General features: G+C 38.0%; 22 protein-coding genes. All 22 read right to left on the bottom strand.

Annotated features, from left to right (window positions below; all coding sequences use genetic code 11):
* Window position 1: 1 nt before the first annotated feature.
* Window positions 2–271 carry an HPr family phosphocarrier protein gene (locus tag A6M14_RS10065; protein WP_152874810.1) on the bottom strand — a complete coding sequence of 90 codons (270 nt, stop codon included), beginning with the start codon at window positions 269–271 and terminating at the stop codon, window positions 2–4.
* Window positions 268–1,119 (bottom strand): RNase adapter RapZ, encoded by an 852-nt coding sequence (rapZ, locus tag A6M14_RS10060; protein ID WP_152874809.1) that lies wholly within the window; start codon window positions 1,117–1,119, stop codon window positions 268–270. Before rapZ ends, A6M14_RS10065 begins: the two co-directional genes overlap by 4 nt.
* 24 nt (window positions 1,120–1,143) lie before the next feature.
* On the bottom strand, window positions 1,144–1,989 hold the full coding sequence (panC, locus tag A6M14_RS10055) for a pantoate--beta-alanine ligase (protein ID WP_152874808.1): 846 nt from the start codon (window positions 1,987–1,989) through the stop codon (window positions 1,144–1,146).
* 2 nt (window positions 1,990–1,991) lie between these two features.
* A complete protein-coding gene (gene panB, locus A6M14_RS10050; protein WP_152874807.1) occupies window positions 1,992–2,801 on the bottom strand; it encodes a 3-methyl-2-oxobutanoate hydroxymethyltransferase in 810 nt (269 codons plus the stop codon).
* A gap of 40 nt (window positions 2,802–2,841) precedes the next feature.
* The gene (gene folK / locus A6M14_RS10045) at window positions 2,842–3,330 is read right to left on the bottom strand and encodes a 2-amino-4-hydroxy-6-hydroxymethyldihydropteridine diphosphokinase (protein ID WP_152874806.1); all 489 of its coding nucleotides are present in this window, start codon (window positions 3,328–3,330) and stop codon (window positions 2,842–2,844) included.
* On the bottom strand, window positions 3,327–4,787 hold the full coding sequence (gene pcnB, locus A6M14_RS10040) for a polynucleotide adenylyltransferase PcnB (protein ID WP_152874805.1): 1,461 nt from the start codon (window positions 4,785–4,787) through the stop codon (window positions 3,327–3,329). The genes folK and pcnB overlap by 4 nt, the downstream gene beginning before the upstream one ends.
* Before the next feature lie 133 nt (window positions 4,788–4,920).
* A complete protein-coding gene (locus tag A6M14_RS10035) occupies window positions 4,921–5,355 on the bottom strand; it encodes a ComEA family DNA-binding protein (RefSeq protein WP_152874804.1) in 435 nt (144 codons plus the stop codon).
* On the bottom strand, window positions 5,333–6,127 hold the full coding sequence (gene mazG, locus A6M14_RS10030; protein WP_152874803.1) for a nucleoside triphosphate pyrophosphohydrolase: 795 nt from the start codon (window positions 6,125–6,127) through the stop codon (window positions 5,333–5,335). Before mazG ends, A6M14_RS10035 begins: the two co-directional genes overlap by 23 nt.
* Window positions 6,128–6,634: 507 nt before the next feature.
* Complete coding sequence (gene der, locus A6M14_RS10025; RefSeq protein ID WP_152874802.1) at window positions 6,635–8,044, bottom strand: ribosome biogenesis GTPase Der; 1,410 nt, start codon at window positions 8,042–8,044, stop codon at window positions 6,635–6,637.
* 168 nt (window positions 8,045–8,212) lie between these two features.
* The gene (gene bamB, locus A6M14_RS10020; RefSeq protein ID WP_152874801.1) at window positions 8,213–9,361 is read right to left on the bottom strand and encodes an outer membrane protein assembly factor BamB; all 1,149 of its coding nucleotides are present in this window, start codon (window positions 9,359–9,361) and stop codon (window positions 8,213–8,215) included.
* On the bottom strand, window positions 9,358–10,062 hold the full coding sequence (locus A6M14_RS10015) for a YfgM family protein (protein ID WP_152874800.1): 705 nt from the start codon (window positions 10,060–10,062) through the stop codon (window positions 9,358–9,360). The genes bamB and A6M14_RS10015 overlap by 4 nt, the downstream gene beginning before the upstream one ends.
* A gap of 30 nt (window positions 10,063–10,092) precedes the next feature.
* Entirely contained in the window at window positions 10,093–11,388 is a 1,296-nt protein-coding gene (hisS, locus tag A6M14_RS10010; RefSeq protein WP_152874799.1) for a histidine--tRNA ligase, read from the bottom strand.
* A gap of 3 nt (window positions 11,389–11,391) precedes the next feature.
* The gene (gene ispG / locus A6M14_RS10005) at window positions 11,392–12,513 is read right to left on the bottom strand and encodes a flavodoxin-dependent (E)-4-hydroxy-3-methylbut-2-enyl-diphosphate synthase (protein WP_152874798.1); all 1,122 of its coding nucleotides are present in this window, start codon (window positions 12,511–12,513) and stop codon (window positions 11,392–11,394) included.
* A gap of 23 nt (window positions 12,514–12,536) precedes the next feature.
* Window positions 12,537–13,331 carry a helix-turn-helix domain-containing protein gene (locus A6M14_RS10000; RefSeq protein WP_152874797.1) on the bottom strand — a complete coding sequence of 265 codons (795 nt, stop codon included), beginning with the start codon at window positions 13,329–13,331 and terminating at the stop codon, window positions 12,537–12,539.
* Window positions 13,322–14,125 (bottom strand): type IV pilus biogenesis/stability protein PilW, encoded by an 804-nt coding sequence (pilW, locus tag A6M14_RS09995; RefSeq protein ID WP_187349135.1) that lies wholly within the window; start codon window positions 14,123–14,125, stop codon window positions 13,322–13,324. Before pilW ends, A6M14_RS10000 begins: the two co-directional genes overlap by 10 nt.
* Window positions 14,126–14,143: 18 nt before the next feature.
* Window positions 14,144–15,379: a dual-specificity RNA methyltransferase RlmN gene (gene rlmN, locus A6M14_RS09990; protein ID WP_152874796.1), complete on the bottom strand. Its 1,236-nt coding sequence runs from the start codon at window positions 15,377–15,379 to the stop codon at window positions 14,144–14,146.
* Between the two features lie 122 nt (window positions 15,380–15,501).
* Window positions 15,502–15,933 carry a nucleoside-diphosphate kinase gene (ndk, locus tag A6M14_RS09985; protein ID WP_120401584.1) on the bottom strand — a complete coding sequence of 144 codons (432 nt, stop codon included), beginning with the start codon at window positions 15,931–15,933 and terminating at the stop codon, window positions 15,502–15,504.
* Window positions 15,934–16,040: 107 nt separating this feature from the next.
* Window positions 16,041–16,241: a Fe-S cluster assembly protein IscX gene (gene iscX, locus A6M14_RS09980; protein ID WP_152874795.1), complete on the bottom strand. Its 201-nt coding sequence runs from the start codon at window positions 16,239–16,241 to the stop codon at window positions 16,041–16,043.
* A 128-nt stretch (window positions 16,242–16,369) separates the two neighbouring features.
* Window positions 16,370–16,921 (bottom strand): phosphatase PAP2 family protein, encoded by a 552-nt coding sequence (locus A6M14_RS09975; RefSeq protein WP_152874794.1) that lies wholly within the window; start codon window positions 16,919–16,921, stop codon window positions 16,370–16,372.
* Between the two features lie 30 nt (window positions 16,922–16,951).
* Window positions 16,952–18,226, bottom strand: coding sequence for a glycosyltransferase family 4 protein (locus tag A6M14_RS09970; RefSeq protein ID WP_152874793.1), 1,275 nt, complete (start codon window positions 18,224–18,226; stop codon window positions 16,952–16,954).
* Between the two features lie 121 nt (window positions 18,227–18,347).
* Entirely contained in the window at window positions 18,348–19,298 is a 951-nt protein-coding gene (locus A6M14_RS09965) for a hypothetical protein (RefSeq protein ID WP_152874792.1), read from the bottom strand.
* A gap of 164 nt (window positions 19,299–19,462) precedes the next feature.
* Complete coding sequence (gene ilvC / locus A6M14_RS09960) at window positions 19,463–20,479, bottom strand: ketol-acid reductoisomerase (RefSeq protein WP_152874791.1); 1,017 nt, start codon at window positions 20,477–20,479, stop codon at window positions 19,463–19,465.
* Window positions 20,480–20,556: the final 77 nt, after the last annotated feature.

Below are 20,556 nucleotides of genomic sequence, written 5' to 3'. Positions count from 1 at the left end.
ATTAATCTGCCTCGTAAAATTTTGCCGCAAACAGTGCTTGAATCTCAGATAAAGCTTTTTCTTCATCTGCACCTTCAATCACTAAGCGTAGAGTTGTGCCTTTACCTGCACCTAGCATAAGTAAAGACATAATATTTTTAGCGTCTACTAGTTTACCATCTTTCCCTATTTGAATAGATGAACGAAATTTAGTAGTGACTTCAATGAGTTTTCCAGACGCACGCGCATGTAACCCTAGTTTATTAATTACGTCAACAGTTGTGTCAATCATGACCAGTGCTTCATTTCTCTATGTAAAACCTGAATAGACCATTTTGCCTCAAGGGCTTTTTTGAGTCTATCCACAATATAAACTGAACGATGCTGCCCACCTGTACAACCAATAGAGATCGTAATGTAGTGACGATGACCCTCGGAAAAAGCAGGCAACCATTTATCTAAAAAATTATAAACATCTTGGAACATTTCGGTTGTTTGACCATTCGATTCCAAGAATTTTTGTACAGGTTCATCTAAACCTGAATACTGACGTAACTCTAAATCCCAATGTGGATTTGGCAAATGACGCATGTCAAAAACATAATCGGCATCTAAAGGTATACCATGCTTATAACCAAAAGATTGCAAAATTACAATTAAGTTATCAGTTTGTCCCAGTCTAGACAACAGCATATGTTTTAAATCATGTACGCTTTTGTCAGTCGTATCAATTTGAATTGTTGCTCGGAACTGAATTGGAATAAGTAAGGTTTTTTCTTCTTCAATACATTGCGTTAAGGTATTAAAACGATTTGATAATGGATGCGGACGGCGTGAAGCACTAAAGCGTGTAATAATTTCTTGATCTTGGGTGGTTAAATAAATGATATCAACCGAACCATGCTTTTGTAATTGCTCAAATACTGAGTCGAATTCTTGTAAATCCGCACGTGTACTTCGAACATCAACCCCCAAAGCCAACTGCTCTAAATTATTTTCACGGTCTAGCTTTGCAACAATTTCAGGAAGCAATGCCAAAGGTAAATTATCAATACAGTAATAACCTAAATCTTCAAGCACCTGTAAAGCAGATGATTTCCCTGAACCTGATTGTCCTGTAACGATCAATATACGCTTCATGGCATGCTGTCCTTTAAAAGCAAGTTATGCGTTATGCTGAACCTGTAAATTATCAATTAAGCGTGTTACCCCAATTTTAGCAGCAACAAACAACACAATATTTTGGTTAAATTCTTCAATTTTTTGAAGTTCTGGCGTACGAGCTTCAACATAATCCACAACAAAACCAGCTTGTGTTAATGTAGATGCAATATTTGCCAATACATCGGCCAATTTTTTACCTTGTTGTAAATCTTGCTCTGCTATTTTTAAAGCTTGATGAATTGTTGGCGCAATTTGACGGTTTTCTTCAGATAAATAACCATTACGAGAACTCAGTGCTAAGCCATCTTCTGCACGTGCAATTGGAACACCCACAATTTCAATTTGCATATTTAAATCACGTACAAATTGACGAATAACAGCAAGCTGCTGGAAATCTTTTTCACCAAAGAATGCAAAATTAGGACGTACGATGTTAAATAATTTTGTTACCACAACGGCAACACCATCGAAATGACCTGGACGTTGCAAGCCACATAAATCGGCAGTGATATCACTAACTGAAATATTGGTTAAACGTGGTTGATTGCCATACATTTGCTCAACAGATGGTGCAAATATAAAATCGCAACCCACTTCTTCCAATAATTTACTATCTTGTTCTAATGTACGTGGATAACTGTCGTAATCTTCATTTGGTCCAAATTGAATTGGATTAACAAAAATACTTACCACAACAATATCGCACTTTTCACGTGCTTCACGAACAAGATTTAAATGCCCTTGGTGTAAGTTCCCCATTGTAGGAACTAAACCAATAATTTTCTGATTCGTTCGAGCTGTTTTAAGCGATTCAGATAGACCTTGGATAGTGGATTCAATTTTCATATTTACAGCTCTACTTGGAAAGTTTGCTCAGGTGCTGGGAAAGAACCTTCTTTTACCGCAACATGATACGCTTTGAACGCATCAAGAATTGCATTTTCCCCTGATTGCTCTTTCATAAAATTACGAACAAATTTAGCAACACGACCGAAAGTTAAACCTAACATGTCTTGTACAACTAGAACCTGCCCATCGGTTTCATGACCTGCCCCAATGCCTATAACAGGAACATCTGGGAACAGTTCAGTAATTTCTTTGCCTAATTGTGCAGGAACACATTCAAGTAATAATAATGCTGCGCCAGCTTCAACCACCGCGCGACAATCGGCAATGAGTTTATCTGCTGCTTCACGTGTACGTGCTTGTAGTTTATAACCACCCAATACATGTACAGATTGCGGTGTTAAACCTAAATGCACACAAACAGGAATACCATTACGCGTTAGAACTTGAACCGTTTCACTCAACCATTCACCACCCTCTAGCTTCACCATTTGCGCGCCAGCCTGCATTACAGTCTTTGCACTTAGCAATGCATCATTTAAGGTTGCATAAGTCATAAACGGCAAATCAGTCATAATAAACGAATGATTATTACCACGACGTACAGCAGCGGTGTGATATGCCATATCTTCAATGGTCACAGGAAGTGTTGAATCACGTCCTTGAATGGTCATCCCCAAAGAATCGCCAATTAAAATGCTGTCAATTTCAGCAACTTCCATCGCTTTTCCCATGCTTGCATCATAGCAAGTGAGGCAAGAAAATTTACGTCCATCGGCTTTAAATTTTTTTAAATCGCTGAGACTAATCATGAAGATGTTCCTCTAAAAAATGCATAGAACATGTTTTAAATTATAAACCTGCCCAATCTCCGTCATCTAAGACTGTGACAGTAGGATGTTCTAAAATAGACAGATTTTTTAACACATGTCCCTTTAGTTGCATTTCTGCATCTAAATCTAACAATGGTATTACTACAAAATCACGTTCGAGGATGCCAACATGTGGCACAGTTAAACGTTCATTTTGAATATTCTCTTGACCATAAATAAGCAAATCTAAATCGAGTGTGCGCTCGCCCCAACGACGTAAACGTACACGACCAGATTCATTTTCAAAGCGTTGTAATTCATCTAATAAAACCAAAGGTTCTAAATGCGTTTCTAAACGTGCAACTGCATTTAAATAGTTTGGCTGATCTTGTGGCCCCATTGGCGGGCTTTCATACAATTTAGATGTCGTCACTTTTCCCAAAGTTGCAAGATTTTGAACAGCTTCAATCAAAATTTGACGAGAATCGCCTAAATTGCTACCCAAACCAATATAAGCCACTACACTCATTGAGTTGGTCCAAATACAACTTGGGTTAAATCACGTTTCACACGACGACGTTTCATAATTGGATGATCTGCACCAATTTCACCATTCACAGTTGAAGCAACAGGCGTTCTGTTTTCTTGGTGTTGTTTTGACTTACGTGTACGACGGCTACGTGTTTCAGGCTCATTCACTAAAGGTTCAATTTCATCTTGGGAATTTGAACGTGTATCAACAACATCTTCTTGAACAACAGCCTTACGACGACTTTTTGCACGTTGACGATTATATTGACTAATCGCACGTTCTTTTTCGTCAGACGTCATGTTTTGATAGTTATCCCACCACATGCCCATGCCTTGAGTTTCAGTATCACCTGATTTTTCACGCAATAACAAAAAGTCAAAACCTGCACGGAAACGCGCATGATTAGATAAAGCTGCAATTTGTTGTGGTTTGGGATTCAACAAACGTGTTTGCATTTCCCAAACTTCACGAATAAACGTTTCCGCAAAACGAGGAATAATGGTACGTGTGCCTTGACGTTTAAGCACATCTAAACCAGCTTGTGCACGTGCTTCAGCAGGTGTTATGCCTTTTGCTAAATACACTTCGCTACGCTTTAAGAATAGTTCCCACAACAACACAGCATAGAAAAATGCAGGATTGATGGTTTTACCCATAGAAATACGTTGATCTGTATTTTTTGCAGCACGTTCTATAAAAGTATTTACTTTGGGTTGAATCTCGGCAAACAGTTGTGGCCAAATGCCAAAATCAATCAACATTGGAAGCACACGATTTAAGTGCCCCATCGTGAATAATTTTTGCGATTCATCATATAAACGATGTGGAGACACATCACGCAATAAGTTCGTTAACTCAGGCGTGAAAACGTCTAAAATTTCATCTGCAATACTGAAGTTTAATTTGGCTGCAAAACGCAATGTACGTAACATACGTACAGGATCTTCTTCAAAGCGAGTTTTTGGATCACCCAATAAACGAAGAGTTTTGTTTTTAATATCATCTACAGCATTACAAAAATCGAGAACAATGCCTTTTCGTGGCTGATAATACATCGCATTAATTGAAAAATCGCGACGAGCAAAATCCTCTTCGATTGTTCCCCAATTATTATCTCGTAAAATCATGCCTGCGGCAGAGGTCACTTCTTTCTTTGGTGGGGCACGAAAAGTAGCAACTTCAACCAATTCGCGACCAGAATATACATGAGCAAGTTCAAAGCGTCGCCCAATAATACGGCAACGACGACCAAAAACATCTTTGATTTGTGAGGGGGTCGCATTCGTAACGGCATCATAATCCTTAGGATTTAGACCCAACATTAAGTCACGAACACCACCACCTACGATATAGGCTTCATAACCTGCTTTTGTTAAAGCATCAATAACATCTAAAATGTAAGAAGGTAATTGAGCGGTTGATAAACCACATTTTGACGCGCGCAAAGTTTGCAAAAGACGCTGTCTCCTACGTCTGAACGTAAAATATATAAGATGTCGCTAATGATATATCTTACACAATCAAAGGGCAATTTGATTATCCACTTCTTGATGAACCATCTAGCGCAAAAAACCATTTTCAGTATATCTACAAAGCTAATTTATCTTTGTTTTTATTGAATAATGCAGGGCCAACGCCCTTAATTTTCATGAAATCTTCCACAGAATTGAATTTTCCATTTTGATTGCGATATTCCACAATTGCCTCTGCTTTTTTCTGCCCAACACCATTTAATTGCATAAGCTGTTCAATACTTGCAGAATTTAATCGAATTTTAGAACCACCACTTGAAACATTTGTAGCAGATGAACTAGGTTTCGATAAGCTCGGCTTTGATAAATAATGGTTTGAACTTGCTTCTACCTTATTTTTTAAGCGTTGATCTTGCTGTTGTTGCGCCTCTTTCCATTGCGTATATTTTTTCTCATATGTATTTTGCGCCATACTTAAAGTTGAAATTGAACCGAAAACAAAAGTGACAAATATAAGATGTAAAATCTTACTCAATTTTTTTATTGTCATGATTAACCTGATGTTTTAAATAATTTTTCGCTTGCTCCCAAAGTTCATCCATTTCTTCTAAAGACATTTCTTCTACATTCTTATTTTGAATAACAGCCTGATCTTCGATAAAAGCAAAACGAGATCTAAATTTGTGAATAGTGCTTAATAACGCCATTTCACTCGAAACATTCAGTTTACGTCCAACATTGATTAATGAAAATAAACAATCACCAAATTCATCGAGTATTTCGTCGGAATTATTGGCTGCCATTGCCTGTTTAAACTCTTCTAATTCTTCTTCAAGTTTTTCATAAGCACCTTTTACATGTGGAAAATCGAAACCAATTTGCGCTGCATTCTTTTGAATTTCATGTGCTTGTTGTAATGCTGGGCCATGTTTTAACTGATCTAAACGATGCTTAGCTTTATCTTTCTTTTCATCTTTCTTAATTTTTTGCCAAAGCTCTGATACTTCATCTGCATTGAGTTTAGAAAATTCGTCTGCACGAAAAACGTGTGGATGTCTGCGAATTAACTTTTCACTGATTGCTTCAACCACATCATTAAAATTGAATAACCCCTGCTCACTATACATTTGAGATTGGAAAACCACTTGAAGTAATAAATCGCCCAATTCTTCTTTCACATCGTTAGCACAACCTGAACGTACAGCAGCCTCGACCTCATAAGCTTCTTCAATTGCATATTTCGTAAGTGTTTCAGGCGTTTGTGCTTGATCCCAAGGACATTCAGCACGTAACTGTTGCATGATTTTTAATAACTGTTCCATAAAAACACTCTTGCTATACGGTTTTGCAACTTTTGTTCTGCTCAAATTAAATGAAAATTCGAATAATTAAAGCAATACAAGACGAAGTAAATGAACAGTAAGTATATTCATTAGCGATGTAGCATAAGGGACTCATGCCGCTGTTGCGATACCATTCTACAAGCAAGGCTATCAAGTTTGTATTCATGATTTTAATTTTGAAAAAATCACAATAACGTGTAAATCAACTTAGTGAACATAAGAAATCAGAACCATCCAAAATATAAATTCACTTAATGGATTATAAGATCTTGCACAAAAAAATTATCGTTGTAGGTAATGGATTTTATTTTCGCACCAACACATAAAGAAATAGAATTTAAATCTAAGTTCCCATTTAAACTTTCAGACTTAACACCTTATTTTATTAATCATCTTTCTAATATGTATTTAGAAAAGCACTCCTATAATCGCTAAAATAAAAAAGCCCACATAAGTGGGCTTTTTTACATCAAAGAAATATAAATCTTAGTTTTTATATTTCTTTTCTGCTTTCTTAAATTTCTGAACATAACGACGCTTACGCGCTGCAATACGTTCATCCATAACTGTCTTACGACCTTCAAATGGATTTTCAGATGTTTTAAATTCAATACGTACGGGTGAACCTTCAAGTTTGTAAACACGACGGAATACATTCTCTAGGTAACGACGGTAATCCGCAGGAGTTTTATCTACTTTATTACCATGTACAACAATCGTTGGTGGGTTTTGTCCGCCCATATGCGCATAACGCATTTTAATACGACGACCTTGTACCATTGGTGGTGCATGTGCTTCAACAGCATCACTTAAAATTTGAGTGATTTTCGCTGGAGATACTTTCAAATGCGAAGAATCGAATGCACGATGAATTGATGGATACATCTCACCAACACCCGTACCATGCAACGCAGAAATCAAGTGTACTTTTGCCCAAGGAATAAAGTCAAAACGACGATCTACATCAAGCTTACATTGCTTACGATCGTACTCACTCATGTTATCCCATTTATTAATGGCGATAACCATGGCACGACCCGCTTCTAATGCATAGCCAATTAAATGTAAATCTTGCTCTACCACACCTTCACGTGCATCAAGAACAACAACAATAACATGTGCATCTTTAATTGCTTGTAGCGTTTTCACGATTGAGAATTTCTCAATCATTTCATCTACTTTACCTTTACGACGTACACCTGCAGTGTCAATTAGCGTGTATTTACGACCATCACGTTCAAATGGAATATAAATCGAGTCACGTGTAGTACCTGGTTGGTCAAACGCAACAACGCGTTCTTCGCCCAATAAACGGTTAACAAGTGTAGATTTACCCACGTTTGGACGACCAATGATCGCTAGACGTAGACCTGTTGCTTTGTCATGCTCTGCAGCATCTTCATCTTCAGGTACTTCTGAAAGTACATCTTCAAGCATTTGCTGTACACCACGACCGTGGCTTGCTGCCACTTGCATTGGTTCGCCCATACCTAACTTGTAGAATTCTACAAGTGCGGCTTCAGCGTGTACGCCATCGACTTTATTGGCAACAAGATAAACTTTTTTACCAAGAGTACGAAGTTCACGAGCAATTTGCTCATCTGAAGCAAGTAAGCCTGCGCGTGCATCAACAACAAATACAATAATATCTGCTTCATTGATGGCAGTTTTTGACTGTTCTGCCATATATGAGTCGATACCGCCTTCATTTTCGCCAATACCCCCAGTATCAACAACAATGAACGATTTATTTTGGAACACAGCATCGCCATACTTACGGTCTCGAGTAAGACCAGCAAAGTCAGCAACCAATGCGTCACGGCTCTTGGTTATCTGATTGAACAGTGTTGATTTTCCGACGTTCGGACGACCAATGAGCGCAATTACGGGTTTCATAGATTAACCTTTAAAACAAGATCAGCCAGTTTGAGTGGCCTGAACATCAGAAACTTGGAAGAAAAAATAGATGAATAATCTAAATAAAAACACGGGGCATTGAATTTTCAATCACCCCGCGTTAAAAAATACGGATATTCGCTTAGTTTAACATAAGCGAAGAAAAAATTAACGATTCTGCCAAACTGTCAACGCACCCTTTTGAGTTGATGCATAAAGTTGGTTATCAATTACACGCAATGAACGTACTTCACCACTTGTTTTTGAGCGACCAATAAGCTGACCAGATTGTGGATCTACAATGTGTAAATAACCATCTAAGTCGCCTACAACCAATTGTGTGCCAAGAATTACAGGATTACTCAATTTACGGTTAAGTAAACTATCATTTTCCCACAATTTATGACCTGTTGTAATTTCGTACGCAGTCAGCTTACCATCTGTAGAGGCAACAAATACGCCATTCCCTACCACTTCAGGGCGTTTAGTACTGCTTGAATCTTCACTCCACACCACTTGTTGTGAAGCCAAATCTAAAACTGTTACTTGACCTTGATAGCTTGTCGTTACAACAAATTGACCCGCTACAACAGGATCGCCATCAACGTCATTTAATTTTTGCACATCTGAACGACCATCACTTACAGCAACTCGACGTTGCATACGTGGTGTGCCCGTTAACACATCAAGTGCATAAACATATGCATTTGAAGATGCAATTAGAACCGTTCTTGGGTCGATTGCAACAGGCGATGCCATACCACGCAAACTAAATTGAACGCTTGGTAGGTCATAAGTCCATAATTGCTGACCTGTCACTGTGCTATGTGCATATACAGTGCCGTCATTTGTAATAGTAACAACACGATCAGAAATAATTAAAGATGGTGCTAAAATGGCACTCGATAATTGTGCTGTCCATTTTTGCTCACCCGTTGCTTGATCTAAAGCAAAGAGTTGACCTTTTTCACTACCAACAATAACAAGACCATCGGATGCTTCAACACCTGAGCTTAGACCTTGTTTCGTTACTTGTTTTTGCCAAACTTTTTGCTTACCACGATATGCAGTTACACTACCTTTTGGATCTACCGCAAAAATAACGCCATCTGAAGCATCAAGTTGCAAACGCAATGGATCTTTTGCTGATGTTGCAGAAACACTTTGTGAAAATACAGGAACAAGGCTTGTGGTTTGTGTAATTTTTGGAAGAGGATTTGGTTTCACCTCTTCAACTTTTACTTTATTGCCAGAACATCCAGCCAATGCAAGTGCTAAAACTGTCAGTACTAAAGGTATTTTATTATTTCTGCTCATGAAGTCTCATCCACTTGAGTGTCTAATATTGGGCGTTCTACATCTGCATCTTCTACTAAAACGCCAACGCTTTCGAGTTTAATTTGTAAAATTTGACGATCTTGTTTATGTTCTAATAATTCATTCCATGCACTTTGGTACGATTTTTTTGCATTTTCAATATCTTTTTTAGCAACATATACATCGCCACGAGCTTCATCTACAACCGCTTTGAATGATGGCTCTGTGACTAAATTAAATGTTTTAATTGCTTCATCATATTTATTTTGTGCAAGTTGAGCATAACCCAAACGAAGTTTCAAAATTGAAACTAAGCCTTCGTCTTTAACTTTTGAGTTTTCAACTTTCTTTAATGCTTTTTCAGCGCCAGCATAATCAGATTTATCATATGCAAGTTTAGCCATAAGCAATTGAACTTGAATCGCTTGAGCTGAATCTGGAGCTTCTTTCACAATTTTGTCAGCAGTCGCGACTAAATCATTATATGCATTTGGATTTGATTCTGCATTTGCAGCATCATCCATAAGTTGTTGAACTTTGGCTGTATTCATTTGATTTTCAGCCAAAGTCTTTTTTTGCCACCATTGCCACCCGAAAAAGGCAATCAACGCAATTAAAACCCCACTAATCATGGCAGAACCATACTTCTTAGTAAAAGATTTTAAACTATCAAGTTGTTCTTCTTCACTTAATGCGCTCATGTGATTACCTTATTCCTCGTATTTTTTGGCTTATTTTGAAGAAAGTTTTTCAATAATGAAAGGGACGATTTCATTAATTGCAACTTCAGTTTGTTCTGCTGTTGCTAACTCTTTCACGTTAATTTTCTGAGCATCCCATTCACGTTCACCTAAAATCAACGCGAAAATAGCACCAGACTGATCGGCTTTTTTCATTTGGCTCTTCATTGAACCTTGTGAACCCACCTTGAAACGAATAGAACTTGCTGCATCTTCTAATTGGTTACGAATTTGCTCTGCAAGTACAAGTGCTTTACCTTGAGATGCAGGATCTGCCAATAAGAACACTTCACAATCACGTACTGGCGTATTGTCTTCAACTTGTTCAAGAAGAAGTAATAAACGCTCCATACCCATTGCAAAACCAACAGCAGGAACAGTTTGATCCGCTTTACCTTTCAGCTGACCAACCAAACCATCGTAACGACCACCGGCACATACAGTTCCTTGAGAACCCAAATGTGTCGTTGTCCATTCAAATACAGTTTTGTTGTAATAATCTAAACCACGAACGAGTTTTTGATTAATCACAAAGCTCACACCAGCATCCGTTAAATACTGTTGCAATTGATTAAAATGTGCCAATGTTTCTTCACCCATAAAGTCGTGAAGTTTTGGCGCATTTTCTAAAATTGCTTGAGTTTTAGCATCTTTAGAATCAAGGATACGCAATGGGTTTGTAGTTAAACGACGTTGTGAATCTTCGTCTAAATTTGCTTTATGAACTTCTAAAAATTCAACCAAAGCCGCACGATATGCTGCACGTTCGTCAGACTCACCCAAAGTATTTAATTCAAGTTGAACTTTATCTGCAACACCCATACGTTTCCATAAACGTGCAGTCATTAAAATAAGTTCAGCATCTTGATCTGGCGTTGCAACACCAAAAGTTTCCACACCAAATTGGTGGAATTGACGATAACGACCTTTTTGTGGTTTTTCATAGCGGAACATTGGTCCCACATACCACACACGTGGCGTAGCACCACGAAGCAAATTATGCTCAAGCATTGCACGTACACAACCCGCAGTGCCTTCAGGACGTAAAGTCAAAGATTCTGGCGGATTACCTTTATCAAAAAAGGTGTACATTTCTTTTTCTACGATATCTGTCGCATCACCAATTGAACGCTTGAACAAATTTGTTTGCTCAACAATGGGCAAACGAATTTGTTGATAACCGTAAGCATCCATCAATGCCGATAGATGTTGTTCTAAACGTCTCCAAGCAGGTGTTTGCGTTGGGAGAATATCATTAAAACCTTTAATTGCTACAATTGAACTCATGATCTACTCAGAAAAACTTGTGCGAATAATCTCTTTCGACTTAGCGTCTTCAAGCTCGATAACACGTTGACGAACCATATTTTCAATTTCGTCAACCAATTGATTGGTATCGATTAAATGGCTTTTTTCACCATTACGATAAACTAATGAACGTGGTGCAGCACCAACTACGCCAATATCAGCTTCTTTAGCTTCACCTGGACCATTCACTTTACAACCAATCACTGAAACATCCATTGGTGTACGAATATCTTCTAAACGCTCTTCAAGCGCTTGCATGACCTTAATAACATTGAACTCTTGGCGTGAACAACTTGGACATGCAATAAAATTAATGCCGTTTGAACGAAGACCCAATGACTTTAAAATATCAAAACCAATTTTAATTTCTTCTTCAGGTTCTGCAGCCAAGGAAATACGCATGGTATCGCCTATACCGTCCATCAACAAACCACCTAATGCGATTGCCGATTTGACTGAACCTGTACGATATACCCCTGCTTCGGTTACACCCAAATGCAGCGGATTATCAATTTGCGCAGACAATAAACGATAAGCATCCATGGTTAAAAACACATTCGATGCTTTTACCGAAACTTTAAATTCTTTAAAATCTAAACGGTCTAAAATATCGATATGGCGCATTGCCGATTCAAGCAAAGCTTCACCTGTCGGTTCGCCATATTTTTTCTGAATATCTTTTTCCAATGAGCCTGCATTTACACCAATACGCATTGAAATATCGTTATGACGTGCAGCTGCAACCACTTCGCGAATTTTGGCTTCTGAACCAATATTACCAGGGTTAATACGCAGACAATCTGCGCCCAAGTCTGCAACAGCAAGTGCAATTTTATAATCGAAGTGGATATCTGCAACCAAAGGTACATTTACACGCTTACGAATTTCACCAAATGCAGCAGCTGCCTCCATTGATGGAACAGATACACGCATAATATCGGCACCAACATCTACACAACGTTGAATTTGCGCAACTGTTGCATCGACATCACATGTTTCTGTGTTGGTCATACTTTGGATGCTGATTGGCGCATCACCACCAACATACACAGAACCCACTCGAATTTTACGAGTGGGACGGCGTTTAATTGGGTTTACAATCATGATTTCGCTCTACTCTCGATCCATTAACGTGATAAACGGAATTCTGCTTTACCGTTCACTGTGTATGGAGACAATGAAATATCTTCGTTATTAAGACTTAAAGATACTGCAGATGCATCATCCAAGCGAATTTGGAATGGCGTTTCACCATGAAGTTTTAATTCTGATGATTGACGACCTGTAGCAAGTACTTTGCTTGTTGAGTCAACAATGTGTACTGACGTAGGACGATTAAATTTCAATACCAATTGATCGCCAGACACTACAGCAGCGTCATTCATTGTTAATACTTGAACGTCCGATTGCTCTGATGTCGTTACTTCAGGTTTTTCAGATTCATCTGATTTTGAAAAATTCTGAATAGCCGCAATAACACCCCAAATAACGACAACAACAAGTACAAGCAAAGCAAAACGCTTTAACCACTTGCGATTACGCTCACTATTAGAACCTGGCAATTTGCCCATAAATTTAATAGGAGAGTTATTTAAGGCATGATTTGGAAGCAAACCCGTATCATTGGTATATATTTCATCGAAACGTTGAATGACTGCTGTCGCATCAACATTAAGAAATTTTGCATAAGTACGGTAATAGCCTTTAATAAACGTTGCTTCAGGTAAAGATGTATATTCATCTTTTTCTAAAGCCGTTAAAGTCTTTACTGAGATCTTAAGTTCAGCTGCAACATCTTCTAATTCTTTCTTTTGATTCAGACGAATTTGACGAAGGTATTCACCCGGACGCTGTACATTTCCTAATGCATTTGGTGTGGCATTTAAACCTGTCGGTTGCTGTGAATTAGGATTTACTTCCATACGACCTCAGTACTGTACTGTAATTGCAAATAACGTTGATATTCAGGGCTATCTGGATATAAAGCTCTCAGTTGATTAACCAAAACTTGCATTTGCATTGGATTATCATTTGCGCGTGCAAGTCGAATACCTACCCATAACGCACGTGCATTTTGATTATTTTGCCCAACCAAACTAACAGAATTATCATAAAGTTTAGTTGCAGCAGGAATATCTTGTCTTAAATAATGAATTTCTGCTAGCTCAACCATAGAGAAATACGAGCTACGGTTAACATTTAAGGCATGATTAAATGCTTTTTCGGCATTGGCTACATCACCAAGCTTTAAATAAACCCTACCCGCACTTTCTAGTGCAGTATAACGCTGATCATAACCAAGTGTTGAGCCTGCAATATTAAATTGCGTTAAAGCATCATTATACCGTTCTGTTTGGTACAAATAAGTACCATAGTTGTTACGAGCCTGTGCATTTTTAGGCGCTGAAGAAACCGCAGTTTTAAAATAACGTTCAGCTTTTTGTATATTGAGCGCACTACCTTCACGCTGTAACAACACACCCATCATCATATTTGCAAGCGCATCTCGTGAATTTAGTACCATTGCTTGGTCTAATTCACGTTTAGCTGCGTCAAAATCACCTGTTTTAATATATTCAGCAGCCAATTGAGTTCTCGCTTGAACTGCTTTTTTAGGATCAACCTTGCGATCAGAAACCGTCTGACAACCCACAACCAAAAAAGTAACACTCACCATTAAAGATGAGATTAAGATTTTTAGATTAGGCTTACGCAATTGACTTCCCCTATTTCATTATCCTTGCGAGCGTATGATCTCATTTTGCGCTGCAACTTTCTTTTTCCATTGTTCTGCACGTCGAGTACGATCTGCAACTTGACCAACCAATTGACCACATGCAGCATCAATATCATCACCACGTGTCTGACGAATCGTACACACAAATCCTGCATCAGACAAAGCTTTTTGGAAAGAAATAATTTTATTTCGACTTGAACGTTCGTATGGTGCATGTGGAAACGGGTTAAATGGAATCAAGTTGATTTTGCTTGGTAAATTTTTCAACAACTTAATCATTTGTTCTGCGTGAACCAAACTGTCGTTCACACCGTCTAACATAACATATTCAATAGTGACATGTTTACGTGAACTTTCGTTGCCGTCTTTTGTTATATAACGTTGACACGCAGCAATCAATTGTTCAAGTGGATATTTTTTATTAATCGGTACAAGTTCATTACGAAGCTCGTCATTTGGTGCATGCAATGAAATCGCCAAAGCGACATCAATATCTTTCACCAATTGATCGATTTTAGGCACAACACCTGAAGTCGATAAAGTCACACGGCGTTTTGACATACCATATGCAAAGTCATCGAGCATAATACGCATTGAATTAAGCACGGCGTCGTAGTTAAGAAGTGGTTCACCCATTCCCATCATCACTACGTTTGTTACCGAACGCTCACGCTCAAGAACTGGCACATCTTCCATATATGAATAGTTAGCCACCCAAAGCTGACCAATAATTTCAGCTTGGTTTAAGTCACGTTGGAAACCTTGTTTACCTGTCGAACAGAATGAGCAATCTAGCGCACAGCCTACTTGTGAAGAAATACATAAAGTACGACGTAAGCCACTACGATGCTCTGCAGGAATAAGTACGGTTTCAACTAAAGAACCATCACCTTCGCCTACACGGAAAACCCATTTACGAGTGCCATCTTTAGAATAGTTTTTATGAACAACTTCTGGTGCTTCAATAAAGCTAATTTTTTCCAATTTTTCACGTAACTTGCCAGAAATATTGGTCATTTCTGCAAAATCAGTTACAAAAAATTGATGAATCCATTTCATCACCTGTCCTGCACGGAATTTTTTCTCTCCAATTTCTTCGAAGAATTTTTCCATTTGCGGACGTGACATGCCAAGTAAGTTCACTTTCGTAACAGTATTTTGCTGCGTCGGAGCGGATGGAGATTGTTGCTGTGCATCAGAAATTGCTGATGTAGCGACTACTTCAGTACTCATGTGTATTACCTAAACTATGTCTAAAGATGAAGGGAGAAGCTCAATATGCGAGCAAAGCATTATTCAGAGAATAAAAAAACCAGATAAGTATAATAACACTTATCTGGTTTGAATACTGCGAATTAACGAGTACGTGGAGCAATCTCAGTTTGAGCGAAGAAGTAGTTAACTTCACGATCAGCTGATGCTACAGAGTCAGAACCGTGAGCAGCGTTTTCGTCGATGCTTACAGCGAAGTCTGCACGGATAGTACCAGCAGCAGCTTCTTTAGGGTTAGTCGCGCCAAGGATGTCACGGTGAGCAAGAACAGCGTTTTCGCCTTCAAGAACTGAAACAACAACTGGACCAGAAGTCATGAAAGCAACTAAGTCAGCAAAGAAACCACGTTCTTTGTGCTCAGCGTAGAAGCCTTCAGCTTCAGCTTGAGTCAAATGTTTCATTTTAGTTGCAACGATTTGAAGACCAGCTTTCTCGAAACGAGCAAAGATGTCACCAATGTGGTTTTTAGCAACTGCATCTGGTTTAACGATAGATAATGTACGTTCAATAGCCATGATAGGCTCCTTAAGTCAATGTAGACACGAAATTTTGGCGCATTATACCGAATAATGCGCTTTTTTCCGCTTTTGATATGTAAATAATTTGATTTTTAATGTGAAAATCAGTTTGCTTCGTCAATCCAAGCCATTTGAATTGCCTCTAACAAACCTTCTGTCGATTTTGTTGGGTCATCGCTAAATTGTGGCAATGCACATACCCAAGCATGTAAATCTGTAAAGCGAATCCATTGTGGATCGACATCGGGATGTGCTTCATACAGCTCAATCGCGATATCCATTGTATCTGTCCAACGTAAACCCATGGGATTTCCTAAAACGTCAAATATTTCTTATTTTATCAAATTTTTTGAAAATTCAGTGAATCTTTCATCACACTCATCTTTATTTTAATTGCAAACGCACTTCAATGCCATGAATTGAGTTTTTAAAGTTAAATCATCACATTAAAATAAGGTGCACTTAAAACAATGCCACTTGCAACAGCACCACCAATAACAGCACCAACCACAACATCACTCGGATAATGCAAACCTAAAATCATTCTAGACACTGCAACCAATACGGTAAACGGCAACATAAGCACAAGTAAGATAGGTTGAATATATCCAAAAATAATGGTCGCCATAACAGCATGTAGGGTATGACCCGATGGAAAACTAAAATGATCGAGCGGTCTTTCACCTAATCGAATTACCTGATGCACCTGATAAGGTCGTGGTCGAACTGTTTTACTTTTTAGAATTTTATAAATCAGCGTTCCAACCGCTCCACCCAAAACCACGTAAAGTATCTGTGGCGTATATTGCACACCCTGTAACACCCACACAGAAACGAGTATGACATACCAAAATGCACCATCACCTAGTTTACTAATGATTTTAAAAAAAGTAGCTACACGTTCTTCATGTGAAAATTGATTTAAGTACAAGCAACCTTTGAGGTCGAGATCTAACATTCTTATTTTTACAGTTTGAAAATTCATTATATTTCTCCTTAAGCTTTTGCTTAATATTTAGGACGTCATTTGCGTCTCCTTAACCACTGCATACAAAGCCTGCTCAAATTGCTGAACAGGATGATTCCAACCAATATTTTTCACCATTTTTCTGGCTTCTTTACCCATCTCGGCAAGTTCTGAACGTTGCGGTAAATTTTGCACATTTTTAAAAAAGTCGACCGACCTACCCAATTCAGATAACCAACCCGTTGTGCCATGTGAAACATGTAAGTGTGCACAGGCATAATCGTAGGCAATAACAGGTAATCCACTAGCCATAGCTTCAAGTACAACATTTCCGAATGTTTCTACTTGGCTTGGAAATATAAAAACATCGGCGCTTGCATAGGCTTCCGAAAGTTGTTTTCCGCTCAAACTACCTGTAAAGATTACATCTTCATAATCAATGACAGATTCAAGCCTTTGTCGATCTGGTCCATCTCCAACAATGACCAATTTAGATGGGTATTTTTCTGTTTTCTTCATGCTTTGAAATGCGTAAATGGCAACATCCGTTTCTTTTTCAGGCGATAAACGCCCGACTGAAATCATCACTCGGGTTTCATCACTTGCGCCCCATTTTGCACGTAGTTCAGCAGATCTAAATTCAGGTGAAAAGCGAATGGTATCCACACCTCTTCCTACAACAACCAATGGGCATTTCACGCCAAATTCTCTTAATGTTTTTTCTGTATCTACACTTGGAACGCATGTGACATTGGTATTGTTATGAAACCAACGAAGATAGTGTTGGATGGGTTTAAGTAAAAATGCCAAATCGAAAAAGCGACTAAAATCGTGAAATGATGAATGAAAGCCACTTGAAATAGGAAGTTTTTTGGCTTTTGCTACACGTAATGCCGTAAAGCCTAAAGGGCCTTCTGTCACAATATGAACGACGTTTGGCGCAAATTTTTCGATGGCTTGCGATACTTTATTGAGTTGTGGCCAACCAAATTGTAAATGTGGATATTTTGGAATACTTTGCGCTTTTACCAAGCATTCTTGGTTTGGTTGAAACTCTTCACATGATTTTTTTTGTTCTGGTCTAATCAGTAGTATTTTATGACCTTGTTTTTGTAAGCCTTTGCATAATTGTAGAAGTGATAATGCCACTCCATTTATTTCAGGTGGCCAAGTTTCTGTGACTATTGCGATTCTTAAGCGTGGGCGAACCAAGTCTTCTAAAAATGGATGTGTTATCGAAACTCGTTCTTTCTTTTTAAAGTAGAAATGATTTTTTTCGAAGATGTTTGGTTGTTTTAATAAGGCTGTATCGATTGTTGTCATTTCCACACCTATCTATACTTTATGTACTTTTATTGAGCATAGATAGAATGTGTGACAGTTTGATGATGGTTAAACGTAAACTTTATATGTAAATTTAGTAAATAATATCTATTTAAACAAACTAAAGCTCTCTAATTTTAGAAATATAAATAGGCTTATTTTTCTCACAATATACCTCAATACCAAATTTTGTTATCAAAGCAACTAAAGATGCTACTACCATTGTCGCACCAAATCCTAATGTTGTCAGAGAGCCAACTACTGCTGTTAAAATATATTTCTTATTTAAAAAAACTTGTAATCCGTTTGTATACCATGCCTTATATATCTCACTCTCTGGGTTACACATAGAGTTATATAACACTCTTTTTACTGCTTCATAAACAGTCAAACCAACCTCCTTATCTTTAACTTTTTGATCAGGACTAGGTAGCATTACTCTTTGTGAAAAAGGTAATTGTTTCACAGAAAAATCATGAACCACATAAATTAAATCTTTGGTGGATTGAGGTGAAAATTTACCTATCTCTGCATAAATCTCATCATCTGACAATGTCTGAATAATACGTATAGCCTCTCTTTCTACTTCATCTTGATCTATTGTTAAATCATGAAACCCAGTCAAAGTTGCAATTGCCACTTCCTGATTAAACCTATCAATAATTTCACTATGAAAAATTTTCCGAGTTCTCTCAGTCTTTATAACAGTATGATTCTCCAAAACTTCTTTAATATACTTTTTAGCCTTTTCAACATCCTTAAGACGCAAATAGTAGATTACCAACAATGATATCGTCTCTATATAAATTCTTGTTTTAGGTTTTAATACCTTAATATTAGATTCCAAAATTTTTAAAATAGAATCAAACTGCCCTAATTCAATTGCTAACTCACATAATTTATTTTTTGATTGTACTAATCGAACAAAGTGCCGTGTCGGTCTCAAAACAGATTGCAAGTCCACCACTATCTCTTTAGCAAATTTTAGATTTTGATCAAGAATAGCCTGTTCTAATCTTGGCTCTAAAATTTTTAACCTTCTTTTTTGCTCATCACTTAATGGCATATTCATTATCATCACTCATAAAAAAACCCCGCTTACGCAGGGCTTTTTATAACATGAAAATCGGCTAAATAAAGAACTTAGTTCTTTTCTTTATCAACGATTTTGTTTGCTTGAATCCAAGGTACGAAAGATAAGTAAAGCACTGCTTTACTTATCTTAAGGCACGTAACTTAGTTCTTTTCTTTATCTACAATCTTGTTTGCTTGAATCCAAGGCATCATCGCACGTAACTTGTTACCAGTTACTTCAATACCGTGAGCAGCATTTTGACGACGACGCGCAGTCATAGAAGGATAGTTTAAAGCACCTTCGTTAATGAACATCTTCGCATATTCGCCAGATTGAATACGTTTAAGCGCATTACGCATAGCTTCACGAGACTGTTCGTTAATAACTTCAGTACCCGTTACATATTCGCCATATTCAGCATTGTTAGATACTGAATAGTTCATGTCTGCGATACCGCCTTCAAACATCAAATCAACGATCAATTTAAGTTCGTGTAAGCATTCGAAGTAAGCCATTTCTGGTGCATAACCAGCTTCAACCAAAGTTTCGAAGCCCATTTTAACCAATTCAACAGCACCACCACAAAGAACTGCTTGCTCACCAAAAAGGTCAGTTTCAGTTTCTTCACGGAATGAAGTTTCGATGATACCCGTACGACCACCACCTACGCCTGAAGCGTAAGAAAGCGCAACGTTACGTGCATTACCAGAAGCATCTTGGTGAATTGCGATTAAGTCAGGAACACCTGAACCACGCTGGTATTCAGAACGTACTGTGTGACCTGGTGCTTTTGGAGCAACCATGATTACGTCTAAGTCAGCACGTGGAACAACTTGGTTGTAAAGAATTGAGAAACCATGAGCAAACGCTAAAGTAGCACCTTGCTTGATGTTTGGCTCAATCTCATCACGGTAAAGTTGAGATTGGAATTCATCTGGAGTTAAGATCATTACTACGTCAGCTTGCGCTACAGCAGCAGCAACTTCAGCAACTTTAAGACCTGAATTTTCAGCTTTTTTCCAAGAAGTAGAGTTAGCACGTAGACCTACAGTTACGTCAACGCCAGAATCTTTAAGGTTAAGCGCATGCGCGTGACCTTGTGAACCGTAACCAATAATTGCTACTTTCTTAGATTGAATGATAGATAAGTCAGTGTCTTTATCGTAAAAAATTTGCATTGCTGTCTCCGCTTAAATGCTTTTTGCTTCCCTTAACTCAACCTTGTGATTTTTGTATTCACTGGGTTCAGTTCTCT

The sequence above is a fragment of the Acinetobacter portensis genome, assembly GCF_009372215.1.
GTDB lineage: Bacteria > Pseudomonadota > Gammaproteobacteria > Pseudomonadales > Moraxellaceae > Acinetobacter > Acinetobacter portensis.
This window is presented reverse-complemented; position numbering and strand designations above follow the sequence as displayed.